Origin of the sequence: Nitratiruptor sp. YY08-10 (assembly GCF_016629565.1) — a bacterium.
Taxonomy (GTDB): Bacteria; Campylobacterota; Campylobacteria; order Campylobacterales; family Nitratiruptoraceae; genus Nitratiruptor.
Genome location: NZ_AP023057.1, coordinates 195,987 through 209,023, shown reverse-complemented (window position 1 = coordinate 209,023; position 13,037 = coordinate 195,987). Strand labels below are relative to the sequence as shown.

At 32.7% G+C, this 13,037-nt stretch carries 13 protein-coding genes and 1 pseudogene; 12 read left to right on the top strand and 2 right to left on the bottom strand.

Annotated features, from left to right (window positions below; genetic code table 11):
• The first annotated feature begins 7 nt into the window (after positions 1–7).
• The 8 genes and pseudogenes from JG735_RS01150 to JG735_RS09925 all read left to right on the top strand — a co-directional run bounded on the left by JG735_RS01150 (position 8) and on the right by JG735_RS09925 (position 8,969).
• Positions 8–2,995, top strand: coding sequence for a type I restriction endonuclease subunit R (locus JG735_RS01150; RefSeq protein ID WP_201335039.1), 2,988 nt, complete (start codon positions 8–10; stop codon positions 2,993–2,995).
• Positions 2,996–3,084: 89 nt separating this feature from the next.
• Positions 3,085–4,074, top strand: a complete 990-nt coding sequence (locus tag JG735_RS01145) for a 5'-nucleotidase (protein WP_201335038.1) — start codon at positions 3,085–3,087, stop codon at positions 4,072–4,074.
• Positions 4,064–4,210 carry a hypothetical protein gene (locus JG735_RS01140; RefSeq protein WP_201335037.1) on the top strand — a complete coding sequence of 49 codons (147 nt, stop codon included), beginning with the start codon at positions 4,064–4,066 and terminating at the stop codon, positions 4,208–4,210. Before JG735_RS01145 ends, JG735_RS01140 begins: the two co-directional genes overlap by 11 nt.
• Positions 4,153–5,265 (top strand): restriction endonuclease subunit S, encoded by a 1,113-nt coding sequence (locus JG735_RS01135; protein ID WP_370583462.1) that lies wholly within the window; start codon positions 4,153–4,155, stop codon positions 5,263–5,265. The genes JG735_RS01140 and JG735_RS01135 overlap by 58 nt, the downstream gene beginning before the upstream one ends.
• Entirely contained in the window at positions 5,265–5,693 is a 429-nt protein-coding gene (locus JG735_RS01130) for a hypothetical protein (RefSeq protein ID WP_201335035.1), read from the top strand. Before JG735_RS01135 ends, JG735_RS01130 begins: the two co-directional genes overlap by 1 nt.
• Positions 5,678–6,307 carry an AAA family ATPase gene (locus JG735_RS01125; protein ID WP_201335034.1) on the top strand — a complete coding sequence of 210 codons (630 nt, stop codon included), beginning with the start codon at positions 5,678–5,680 and terminating at the stop codon, positions 6,305–6,307. The genes JG735_RS01130 and JG735_RS01125 overlap by 16 nt, the downstream gene beginning before the upstream one ends.
• A gap of 197 nt (positions 6,308–6,504) precedes the next feature.
• A complete protein-coding gene (locus JG735_RS01120) occupies positions 6,505–7,230 on the top strand; it encodes an Abi family protein (RefSeq protein ID WP_201335033.1) in 726 nt (241 codons plus the stop codon).
• Between the two features lie 138 nt (positions 7,231–7,368).
• Positions 7,369–8,969 (top strand): annotated as a pseudogene (locus tag JG735_RS09925) (type I restriction-modification system subunit M).
• Positions 8,970–9,115: 146 nt separating this feature from the next.
• Here the strand turns inward: JG735_RS09925 and JG735_RS01105 are convergent.
• A complete protein-coding gene (locus JG735_RS01105; RefSeq protein WP_201335030.1) occupies positions 9,116–9,529 on the bottom strand; it encodes a type II toxin-antitoxin system VapC family toxin in 414 nt (137 codons plus the stop codon).
• 227 nt (positions 9,530–9,756) lie between these two features.
• On the opposite strand from JG735_RS01105, the gene JG735_RS09725 reads away from it, so the two are divergent.
• The 4 genes from JG735_RS09725 (at position 9,757) to JG735_RS01090 (ending at position 12,831) form a co-directional block, all read left to right on the top strand.
• Positions 9,757–9,903 carry a hypothetical protein gene (locus JG735_RS09725; RefSeq protein ID WP_236583925.1) on the top strand — a complete coding sequence of 49 codons (147 nt, stop codon included), beginning with the start codon at positions 9,757–9,759 and terminating at the stop codon, positions 9,901–9,903.
• On the top strand, positions 9,888–10,814 hold the full coding sequence (locus tag JG735_RS01100; RefSeq protein WP_236584107.1) for a DDE-type integrase/transposase/recombinase: 927 nt from the start codon (positions 9,888–9,890) through the stop codon (positions 10,812–10,814). The genes JG735_RS09725 and JG735_RS01100 overlap by 16 nt, the downstream gene beginning before the upstream one ends.
• 89 nt (positions 10,815–10,903) lie before the next feature.
• On the top strand, positions 10,904–11,452 hold the full coding sequence (locus JG735_RS01095) for a ribonuclease HII (protein WP_201335029.1): 549 nt from the start codon (positions 10,904–10,906) through the stop codon (positions 11,450–11,452).
• 137 nt (positions 11,453–11,589) lie between these two features.
• Positions 11,590–12,831 carry a DUF2130 domain-containing protein gene (locus tag JG735_RS01090; RefSeq protein WP_201335028.1) on the top strand — a complete coding sequence of 414 codons (1,242 nt, stop codon included), beginning with the start codon at positions 11,590–11,592 and terminating at the stop codon, positions 12,829–12,831.
• Here the strand turns inward: JG735_RS01090 and JG735_RS01085 are convergent.
• Positions 12,828–13,037 carry a putative motility protein gene (locus JG735_RS01085; RefSeq protein WP_201335027.1) on the bottom strand — a complete coding sequence of 70 codons (210 nt, stop codon included), beginning with the start codon at positions 13,035–13,037 and terminating at the stop codon, positions 12,828–12,830. The genes JG735_RS01090 and JG735_RS01085 overlap by 4 nt on opposite strands.

Sequence of the window (13,037 nt, the reverse complement as noted above, 5' to 3'; positions counted from 1 at the left end):
AAAAAGTATGATATATGACAAGTTTGGAGAATATGTAAGAGAGAGTGATATAGAAAATAGTTTAATAGAAAAAAAATTGCAAAACTTAGGTTATACCTATCGTCCAGATATAAAAGATAGAAAAAGTCTGGAAGAGAATTTTCGAAAAAAATTTGAAGAATTAAATAAGATTCGTTTAAGCGATAGTGAATTTGATAGACTTTTAGAGCAGATTATTATGCCAGATGTTTTTAAAAGTGCTAAGCTTTTGCGTTCAAAAAATAGTTTTGAACGAGATGACGGAACACCACTTGATTTTACTCTTGTCAATACTAAAGACTGGTGCAAAAATAGCTTTGAAGTCATAAATCAGTTACGGATCAATACCAAAAACAGTTTTCAACGCTATGATGTGATTTTACTTATAAATGGTCTGCCACTTGTCCAAATAGAGCTTAAAACTTTGCAAATAAGTCCGCGCAAAGCTATAGCGCAGATTATTGATTATAAAAACGATCCGGGTAATGGTTATACCAATACTTTACTTTCATTTATGCAACTTTTTATCGTTTCTAACGGCACTACCACTTGGTATTTTGCCAATAATCGTAATGAGCATTTTAAATTCAATGCAGATGAACAGTTTTTGCCAATATATATTTATGCAGATAGAAACAATCGTAAAATTACAGATTTAATGGAGTTTTGTGAAACATTTTTAAAAAAATGTACGCTTGCTGAAATGATTAGCCGCTATATGGTGCTTGTTGAGAGTGAGCAAAAAATTTTGATGATGCGTCCTTATCAAATATATGCAGTAGAGGCAATTGTACAAAGTATTCAAGAAAATCGGGGAAATGGATATATCTGGCACACAACTGGTAGCGGTAAAACACTCACATCTTTCAAAGCTTCTACACTCCTAAAAGAAAATCCAAATATTTATAAATGTCTTTTTGTAGTAGATAGAAAAGACTTAGACCGACAAACTAGAGAGGAGTTCAATCGCTTCCAAGAGGGGTGTGTAGAAGAAAACACCAATACTCATACACTTGTGGAGCGTCTTTTAAGTGATGATTATGCTGATAAAGTCATTGTAACAACCATACAAAAACTTGGACTTGCTCTAGATAGTAAAAATTCTCACTTCAAGGAGAGACTAAAACCATTACGAGATAAAAGGATTGTTTTTATTTTTGATGAGTGTCACCGCTCCCAATTTGGGCAAAATCACAAAGCTATTAGAGACTTTTTTCCAAAAGCGCAACTATTTGGCTTTACAGGCACACCTATTTTTGAAAAAAATGCAACTATCAGGCGTATTGGTGGACAAGAAGCAAAGCTTATGACTACAAAAGATATTTTTGACAATGAACTTCATACCTATACTATTAGTGATGCGATAAATGATAAAAATGTTTTAAAGTTTCATATAGACTATTATCAACCCCAAAATCAAAAAGCAAAACAGAGCACTATTCTTTCAAAAAAAGCTATAGTAGAAACGATCCTAAAAAAGCATGACAATGCTACAGCACATAGAAGATTTAATGCTATTTTAGCTACAGCTTCGATAGATGACGCGATAGAATATTTCGAGTTATTTGAAACTTTGCAACAACAAAAAATGCAAGAAGATGAAGAGTTTGTACCATTAAATATTGCTTGTGTATTTTCACCGCCTGCTGAAGGCAATCAAGATATTGCCCAACTCCAAGAAGATTTACCTCAAGAGCAGTTCGATAATAAAATAGAACCTAATCGTAAAAAAGTAGCCCTATCAAAAATCATTGAACACTACAATAAACAATTTGAAACCAACTTCACTATAGCACAGTTTGATACCTACTATCAAGATATACAAAAGCGCATAAAAGATCACAAATATCCAGATAGCGACCTACCTCATAATAAAAAGATAGATATAACCATTGTGGTAGATATGCTACTTACCGGTTTTGATAGTAAATATCTCAATACACTGTATGTAGATAAAAATCTCAAATATCATGGACTAATACAAGCCTTTTCAAGAACCAATCGAGTACTTAACGACACAAAACCTTATGGCAATATTTTGGATTTTTGCTCCCAGCAAGAAGCAGTAGATGAAGCAATAGCGCTTTTTAGCGGCAAATGTGAACAACCACCTAAAGAGATATGGCTCGTTGAAAGTGCCGATGAAACTATACAAAAGCTACAAAATGCCACAGAGCATCTTGAAGCAGTAATGGAGAGTTATGGTGTAGCATGCAGCCCATCTGAAGTAGTAAATCTCAAAGGTGACGAAGCAAAAGCAGCATTTATCAACGCTTTTAAAGAGATTCAGCGTTTATATACACGATTGGAGCAGTATACCGATTTAACTTCCAAACAAAAAGAGATAATTGAAAAAATAATACCACTCAATGATTTAAGAGCTTTTCGAGCTTCCTATTTAGAGACAGCCCGTCAACTCAAAGCCAAACAGCAAAGTGAACAAGAGATCTCGCCGGTAGTGGAAGCTTTGGATTTTGAATTTGTGCTATTTGCTTCTGCAACGATTGATTATGACTATATAATGCGATTAATTGCAAGATACTCTTCGCAAGAACCAAAAAAGCAGAAAATGACTAAAAAACAACTCATCTCACTACTACGCTCTCATACCAATTTAAAAGATGAAAAAGATCATATTATCGCATATATCGAAAGCTTAGAAGTTGGTAAAAAACTCACACAAGCAGAGATAGAAAAGGGGTATGAAATCTTTAAAAAACGTCAATATAAAAAGCGTTTAGAAGAAATTGCTAAAAAATATAGTATCGATTATAACACATTGGATGATTTCGTAAGCCGCATCGTAAACCGCCGCATTTTCGACGCCGGAGAACTTACCGATTTACTAGCTCCACTAAAACTTAGCTGGAAAGAGCGCAAAACAAAAGAAAAAAAGCTTATGCAAGAGCTCATCCCACTTCTTCGAAAAATGGTAAATGGCAAAGAGATATCTGGGTTGGAGGTTTATGGTGAGTAGTAAAGTTGACCTATCTACCTATCTAAAGAAGCCTCCCTTGGAGTCTTATCGGCAGATAGGAACCTTTAAGATTAAATAAAAGGAATTTAATGGCTCTTGATTTATCGGATACTTTAGTAATAGGTATTTCTGCAACCGCCCTTTTTGATTTAAGTGAAGCTGATAAAATATTTCGAACAAAATATAAAGAAAACAAAGAAACAGCTATAGATGAATATCGAAAATACATGTTAAAGCATGAAAATGATCCTTTGGATGATGGAACAGGGATGCCCTTAGTAAAAGCTTTATTAAATTTAAATAAATATTCAAAAAAAGATGAGCCTCCACTTGTAGAAGTAGTTGTAATGTCAAGAAATAGTCCTGAAACTGGGATTAGAGTTTTTAAAACAATAAGAGAGAGACAGTTACCTATTTCCCGACATGCTTTTACGGGTGGCGAACCTGTAACAGACTATTTAGAAGCTTATTATGTTGATCTTTTTTTAACTACAAATGAAAAAGATGCACAACGTGTAATGGATAGTGAAAAATGTGCTGTTGCTATTGTTCAACAGCCTCCTGAGCACATAAATTCTTTACCAGAAAATCAAGTTAGAATAGCTTTTGATGGTGATGCGGTTTTATTTAGTGAAAAAAGTGAAATTGTTTACAAGTCAAAAGGAATGGAAGAGTTTCACAAAAATGAAGACGAATTACAAGATATACCAATGGAAGAAGGGCCTTATGCAAAATTTTTAAAAAAGTTAGCTAGACTTCAAGATAGATTACCTTTTAGCGTAGAATATTCTCCTGTCAGAATTGCATTAGTAACTGCAAGAAATGCACCAGCAGAAATGAGAGTAATTAATACATTAAGACATTGGGGTGTTTATATAGATGAAATATTTTTTTTAGGAGGTTTAGACAAATCAAGAATATTAAAAGCATTTAAACCTCATATTTTTTTCGATGATCAAGAACAGCATCTTAAAAATGCTTCACAATTAATCCCATCTGCAAAAGTTCCATATAAAAGTGATTCTCCTTTATGTGAAAAAAATAGTTTATTTTCATTTAAGGATAAGCATGAAAAATAAAGTCCCATCTCTTCGTTTTCCTGAGTTCAAAGATAGCGGGGAGTGGGTAAAAATAGATATTAAAAATATTGCAAAAAAATTGTTCAAGGTGGAACTCCCAGCACCACAGAAAGAGAATATTGGAATGGTGATATAGAGTGGCTAACACCTGCTGAAATGGGAGATGATCCTTTATTAAAGTATATCAGAACAACCAAAAGAAAAATTACTCAAAAAGGCTTAGAAAAATGCTCTTCTGATTTACTTCCAATAAATAGCATAATATTATCTACTCGTGCACCAATAGGGTATATTTCTATAAATAAAAAAGAAATGGCAATAAATCAAGGTTGTAAAGCAATTATCCCAAAAGATAATTATTACTATGAATTTTTATATTATACAATCTTATATAATAGACAAAAACTTATAAATTTAGGTGCTGGTAACACATTTAAAGAACTTTCAAAGCATGCTTTAGAGTCTTTTAAAATTTATTTTCCTCTAAATAAACAAGAACAACAAAAAATCGCTGATACATTACGATCGCTTGATAAGATGATAGAGGCACAAAAGCAAAAAGTAGAAGGCTTAAAACGGTATAAAAAAGCCCTTATGCAGCGACTCTTCCCAAAAGAAGGAGAAAAAGTTCCCTCTCTTCGTTTCCCTGAGTTTAAAGATAGTGGGGAGTGGGTAGAAAAGAGAATTATTGATTTATTAGATTATGAAAGACCTGATAAATATATTGTTAAAAATGAGAATTACCTTATAAATCCCAATGAAGGAATTCCAGTATTAACAGCGAATAAAAGTTTTATTTTAGGCTATACAGATGAAAATTTCGGAATTTATACAAATCTTCCAGCAATCATATTTGATGATTTTACTATTGAAAGTAAATATGTAAATTTCCCTTTCAAAATCAAATCATCAGTAATCAAAATTTTAAAAGCGAAAAACAAAAATAATCTAAAATTTATATATGAATTAATTAATAATATTAATTTTATAGTTGCTGAACATAAAAGATATTATATTTCTGAATTTCAATATAAAAAAGTTCTTGTCCCACATCCAAAAGAACAACAAAAAATTGCCAATACACTCTTATCTCTTGACAAACTCATCGAAGCAGAATCCAAAAAAATAGAAGTTTTACAAAAGCATAAAAAAGGATTGATGCAGCAGCTTTTTGTAAATGAGGAGAAGTAATGACTATAAATAACATTGCCAAAAAAATTATAGATAGTGATAAAAAAATTATCTTACTTTATGCATTCAATACTACTGGCAAAACTAGATTATCAGTAGAATTTAAAAAACAAACAAAAATAAATAGTGATCATATAGGTGTATATTATAATGCTTTTAGTGAAGATTTATTTGTATGGGATAATGATGAAACCAATATTAGATTGAAAATCATTCCAAGTAGCCTAAATAATTTTCATAGTTCATTAACAGAAGATAATATCAAAGAAAAACTTCAACCTTATAAATTCAATTTTGATTTCAGATTTAATTCATATAATGATCCAGAAAAAGGAATAGAATCTATTTATTTTTTTACTAAAAATAGTGAGAAAAATATTAAAATATCTCGAGGTGAAGAGAGAATTTTTATATGGTGCTTTTTTTAGCCTTATTTGAAATTGAAGATTTTCAAGAAAATCAAAACCAATATTTTTTTATCGATGATCCAATATCAAGTTTAGATGACAATAATATTTTTATTACAGCTTTATCTATTATGAACCTAATAAAAAACTATTCAAGTAATCGAAAAATTATCATCACAACTCACCATATAGGTTTTTTTTCAATCATAGCTAATTGGTTAACTAAAGGTGAAAAAAGTAACAAATATAGAGAGTTAATTGAAATATATATACTCGGAAAACAAACAGATGGAGAATTATTTCTTGAAAAACCTAAAAATGCAATTTTTCTATATCATTTACACTTATTAAAAGTTTTAAATGAAGCAAAGAATGAAAATAGACTCGTTGCATATCATTTTGTATTACTGCGTCAACTACTTGAAAATATTGCATCTTTTTTAGGTACCGGAAGATTTAGCTATGTTTTAGAAAAAATAGGCATAACTGATGCAAATGACATTTCAAATCGATTAAATGTATTGTCCCATAAAAATATATTTACCTATGAAAGCGAAATTATTACATCTGACAGTAAACACTTAATCATAGAGATTTTGGATAAATTACAAGATAAATTTGAATTTAACATATAATAAAGGCTAAACTATGAGCGAAGAACAGAAAAAAAAACCTAATAAGATACTTTGGACGATAACTGATAAATATAAGATTTATACACTCTTTGGAGTAAAAAGATGACACTTTACTCCGTGCCCCAAAAATGTTATAATTTCATTAATAGAACCCCTCAAGCCTCTGCCGTAAGGCAAGCTCAAATGGAGGGGTCGCTATGAAATTTAATAAACCTTCTTTAACTCTCCAAAAACAACTAAATCATATTGAAAGTTTTTACAATATTCAAATAAACGATAGAAAAAAAGCTTTGCACTATTTAAAGCATTGTAACTATTACAAGCTTAGAGGTTATTGGCTCTATTATGAAAAAAAAGGTATAAAAGCAACATTTGAAGATGTGATAAAGCTATACGAGTTTGATAAAAAGTTAAGGGATATTCTTCTAAGCTATATAGAAAAAATAGAGAATTCGATAAAGTCCATTTTTGCAAATTACCTTACCACAAGATATAACAATTCTCATATACACCTTGATAAATCGATATTTGATAATGAAAAATATCATCAAGAGAGCATTATTAAACTAAAAGAGAGTTTTATTAAAAGTGATGAAGTCTATATAAACCATTTTAAAGAAAAATACGAAGAGGAGCTTCCACCTCTTTGGGTATGCGTAGAGTTTATGACTTTTGGAGAGCTTTCTAAATGGATAAGGAACTTAAACATAAAAGATACTAAGCAGATAGCAAAAGAGTATAACATCAAATCGCCAAAAGTTTTTAGCTCAATTTTATATCATTTTACAGAAGTGAGAAACAGATGCGCACACCATAGCAGAATTTGGAATCATAATTTTATACATAAATTTGAAATACCAAAACAGTATAAAAAGTTCTGTCATCAAAAGAATTTAAACTATCACACACATTACTCATCATGAAAGATTTACTTAAAGTAATAGAAAATACTAATAGTTTTTCAAAAAATATATTGAACTTAATCGATGAATATTCAATTAATTCTAATGAAATAGGCTTAAATGAAACAATTATCAAATTTTTAACTAAAAGGTAGAGCAATGAGCGAAGAACAGCAACAAGAATTAGGCAAGATACTTTGGGCGATAGCCGATGAGCTAAGAGGCTCGATGAATGCGGATGATTTTAGAGACTATATGTTGGCATTTTTATTTTTTAAATATTTATCAAGCAATTATGAAGAAGCTGTAGCTAAAGAGCTTGAAAACGATTATCCAAAAGCCCAAGATAATAAACTACCACTTGAGATATGGTATGAGCAAAATAAAGATGATATTGAAGAGTTTGAAAACTATATGCGCCAAAAAATACACTATGTTATAAAGCCAGATTTTCTTTGGAATAATATCGTCAAACTTGCAAAACAAGAAAGTGAAGATCTTCTAACAAGAGTAAGAAGCGCTTTTAAATATATCGAGAACGAATCTTTTGCGGGAAATTTTAGTGGACTCTTTTCAGAAGTCAATCTTGATAGTGATAAACTTGGTAAAAATTATACCGAGCGCAATAAAAGGCTTGCAAAAATTATCAAAGAGATAGCAAAAGGACTTGAAAAATTTCCAGATGATCGTGATATATTAGGAGATGCATATGAATATCTTATAGGGCAGTTTACGGCAGGCAGTGGAAAAAAAGCTGGCGAATTTTATACCCCTCAGCAAGTCTCAACGATTCTCTCTCGTATTGTAACACTTGATAGCCAAGATCCTACACGAGGTAAAAAGGAAAGGCTACAAAGCGTTTACGACTTTGCCTGTGGTTCGGGTTCGCTGCTTTTAAATGTCCGCAAACAGATGGGACGTTATGGTATTGGTAAAATCTATGGGCAAGAAAAAAACATTACCACTATAACTTAGCTCGAATGAATATGCTATTACATGGACTTAAAGATAGTGAGTTTGAAATATTTCATGGTGATACACTTACAAACGATTGGGATATGCTGCGCGAAGAAAACCCAGCAAAAAAGATAAGTTTTGAGGCTGTGGTGGCTAATCCCCCTTTTAGCTACAAATGGGATCCAAGTAAAGAGATGAAAAATGATTTTCGCTTTAAAGATTATGGCATAGCGCCAAAATCAGCTGCTGATTTTGCATTTTTACTGCATGGATTTCATTATCTCTCTCAAGATGGCACTATGGCTATTATTTTACCCCATGGTGTGCTTTTTCGTGGAGGAGTAGAAAAAAAGATACGTATAAAACTTATCAAAGATGGTAATATTGACGCTGTTATAGGATTACCACCAAAACTGTTTTACTCTACTGGAATTCCTGTATGTATTTTGGTATTAAAAAAGTGTAAAAAAGAGGATGATATACTTTTTATCAATGCATCAGAATATTTTAAAAAAGGAAAGCGTCAAAATCAATTACTTGATGAACATATAGATGAGATAGTAGAAACTTATGCTTATCGCAAAGAAAAGGATCGATACTCAAGGCGAGTCTCTTTAAAAGAGATAGAAGAAAATGACTATAACCTCAACATCTCTCGCTACGTAAGTACGATTGAACCAGAACCCCTTGTAGATTTGGATCAAGTTTATAAAGAACTTTTAATAATAGAGAAAGATATAAAAGATGCAAAGATGCAACATAACAGTTTTTTAAAAGAACTTGGATTAAAACCTTTGCCATAATCAGAAATTAGGGGTCAGTCGCTATCTTAAATTATCCAAAAAACTTAAACACTTTAATATCGCCTATTTAACCAAGATTGCAAAAGTTTTAAATGTTAATATTTGTGAATTTTTAAGGTACTGATGAAATTATTAGAAGCTAAAATTCAAGAAGTTTTAAACCCATTTTTTTCATAAAATTTGAATTTCTCATCAACAGTTGCAACAAGCAAATCATGGACTAAAGCTTGTGATATAAGCATCCTGTCAAAAGGGTCTTTGTGAAAGTAGGGAAGTTCATACAACTTCATCGCACTTTTTGCATCAAAACCTAAAATTTTTATATCCAATTTTTCTAAAACAAAATCCAAGTCAAATTCAACATTTAATTTATGAAGAGATTTTTTGATAGAAATTTCAGCTAAACTGATAGAACTTAACAAAAGATCATTGTCTCCATTTGCTAAAGTTTCCAAAATAGAGATTGAAAGTTTTTCAGGTTCATACAAAAGCCACAAAAAATATGAGTATCGATTAAAATTTTCATTATTCACCATAAAACATTTTATTAATCTCTTCAACCTCCTTATCAAAATCTTTTGGAATCTTAGCCAGTCCTTTTAAAATGCCAAATTCTCGCTTTTTATTGGAACAATTTTTGCAAATTTTGTTTTTTACCAAATTCAATAATTATCTCCTCTCCATTTTCAACCTTTTTTAATTAGTATATCTTTTTTCAAATCATCTATTTCGATTACTATCTGCATAAGTTCATTCAGATCTGGCACTCTTTAAAGGAGAGAGAGGAGTGCAAATCAGATACACATTTCCAGGGCTCAAAGGGTATAACAGATTAGAGAAAATCTATTACAATAGTCTCATGATAAGCGAAGAGGCAAAAGAAGAAAAAATATACTGGAGTTTTGGCAAAAGTATGGATTGGAAGCTACAATAGATGCTTTTGGAGTAAGTAGAAGAACGCTTTTTCGATGGAAAAAAAGTTTCAATGATGCAAATGGTGATATCAAAGCCTTAAATCCAAAATCACGCAAACTAAAAAGAGTAAGAGAGTCAAAAGTACCAATAGAAGTCATAAAAGAGATAAAACGATTAAGAAAAGCATATCCCAACATCGGTAAAGCAAAACTCTATCACCTTTTAAAACCCTTTTGTGAAGAAAGAGGTCTTAAAACTCCCTCAGAATCAACAATAGGACGAATAATCGCAAAAGCACCAGATAAAATGAGAATATTTCCTTATCGCATCGATACAAAAGGAAAAGTCAAACCAAAAAAGAGAGTTCAAAAAAATAGAAAACCAAAAAACCTCAAATCCAAACCATTTGAACTCTGGGCAGTAGATACCATCCAAATAGTCTCAAACGGTATAAAACGATATATCCTTACGATGATAGATCCTCTCACACGTATTGCATTTGCAGTAGCAATTCCTTCTAAACATACAAAACATACTGCATACGCCCTTGAAGCTCTCATCGATGGAATAACTTCCATCAAACATAAACGTACACTTGCAATTCTTTCTGATAATGGCAGTGAATTTAAAAAAGAGTTTGACGCTCTGCTTGAACAAAAAGGCTTTACACACTACTGGACCTATCCAAGAAGCCCTAAAATGAATGCACACAATGAACGATTTAATAGAACAATTCAAGAACAGTTTATTCAATACTATGAAGATGTACTCTTTACAGACTTACAAGAATTCAATAAAAAATTAGCAAAATGGCTCATCGATTACAATACCAAAATACTACACTCTTCTCTTAATTTTAAATCTCCGGTACAATACCTCCTTGAAAACTATCATGAGTGCCATATGTATTGGACTTATACACTATCATGACAATTCCTTATTTACTAAATTATAATATTATACCAAAATAAAAGTTTTGAATATTTTGAATATAAACAATATTAATTAAAAGGCAAATATTGCAAATTTGCGGCATTGATGAAGCAGGACGCGGACCACTGGCAGGGCCATTAGTGATGGCAGGAGTTGTTTTTACAAAAAGAGTCTATAAGTTGGATGATTCCAAAAAACTCTCGCCTCAAGCAAGAGAGAAGCTTTATGAAAAAATCATCAATGCAGCGCAATACAAAATCGTCATCATCGATAACGAAACAATTGATCAAAAAGGCATTTCAGCTTGTATCACCCAAGGACTCAAAGAGATTATCAGTACCCTTTATGTAAAGCGTTACATTTTCGATGGCAATTCGAAATTCGGTGTTGATAACATTGAACCCATAATCAAAGCTGACCAAACCATAAAAGAGGTCATGGCAGCTTCAATTTTGGCTAAGGTCACACGAGATCGCATCATGTGTGAAATAGACAAAGAGTATCCCGAATATGGCTTTTGCAAACACAAAGGATACGGTACAAAAGAGCATATTGAGGCAATGAAAAAATATGGTCTATCTCCTGTTCACAGAAAAAGCTTTCGCCCAAAAGCGTTACAACCGACACTATTTTAGCACTGATTCAATAAAGCGAAACAATTGTAAATTGTAGCGAAGAAAAAGCATTTTAAAACTTACCCTTTTGGGCATATTTATTTTTCGCTTCATCACAAGAATCTACTATAATTGTGAAAACTACTCTAGGAGAGCCGATGCATACCATCAAATGTCCAAACTGCGGTTATGAAATCGATATCAATCAGACACTTTACGAAGAGATAGAAAAAGCAGCCAAGGCAAAGCTGCAAAAAGAGATCGAAGCACATAGAAAGCAGTATAAAAATGAGCTTTCAAAACTCAAAGCCCAGGAAGAGGCTCTCAAAGCAAAAGAGACAGCACTTGAAGCAAAAGCAAACCAACTGGCTCAAGAGCTTCTTTCAAAAGAGCGGCAGAATCTAGAAAGGGAAATAAAAAAACGGCTCGAAAATGAGCAAAAATCGATCATAGAACATCTCAAAAAAGAGCTGGAAGAAAAAAGCAATCAAGTCAAAGAGCTCAACGAAGCAAAAATAGAGATAGAAAAACTCAAACGGCAAAAAGATGAAGCCATCCAGCAGGCCAGGCTGCAAGCCCAAAAAGAGTTAAATGAAGAACTTGCCAAGGCAAAAGAGCAGCTATCAAAACAGTTGGCTCAAGAAAATGAACTCAAACTCAAAGAGAAAGAGAAGCAACTCGAAGATCTCAAACATCAACTTGAAGAAGCCAAAAGGAAAGCAGAACTAACTTCCCAGCAGCTTCGAGGAGAGGTACAAGAACTTGCCATTGAAGAGTATTTGAAAAATCAGTTTCCATTCGATGCAATCGAAGAGATCAAAAAAGGGCAGCGTGGAGCAGACTGTATCCAGATTGTCAATACAAGAGAGCTGCAAAACTGCGGCAAAATATACTATGAGAGCAAAAGAGCAAAAGAGTTCAAAAAAGAGTGGATCGAAAAATTTAAAGCCGATATGCGAAATCTCGGATGCGATATAGGGGTGCTCGTGACACAGAGTATGCCAAAAGGAATGGATCGTATGGGACTTTTGGATGGAGTATGGGTATGCAGTTTTGAAGAGTTCAAAGCCCTAAGCGCCATTTTGCGCGAAAATCTCATCAAAATCGCTCTCATCAAAAAAAGCCAGGAAAACAGGGGAGAGAAGATGGCGATGCTCTATAGCTATCTTACCTCAGATGAGTTTCGCATGCAGATCGAAGCGATTGTGGAAGGCTTTACTCAGATGCAACAAGATCTTGAAGCAGAAAAACGAGCAATGGCAAGGATCTGGAAGCAGCGTCAAAAACAGATCGAAAAGGTTTTGGAAAACACAATCAGTATGTACGCCAGCATCAAAGGGATTGCCGGCAGTGCCATCTCGCACATCAAAGCACTAGAGCTTCCTTATAGCGAAGATTAAGCATACAGGCTAATCGTTCCGTTTGGATTTGAAGGTGGTGTTTTCGCACCACTTGCTTGCTGGATACCCTCTAACATCTTTTGCATCATCTCTTGCTGCAATTGCATCGCTTTTTTCAGCATAGAAACTTCTACGTGGTTTTTGACACTTTGCTGTTTTTGCCATGTGGAATATGCTGCTATATCATTGACACTTGAGACATTCAT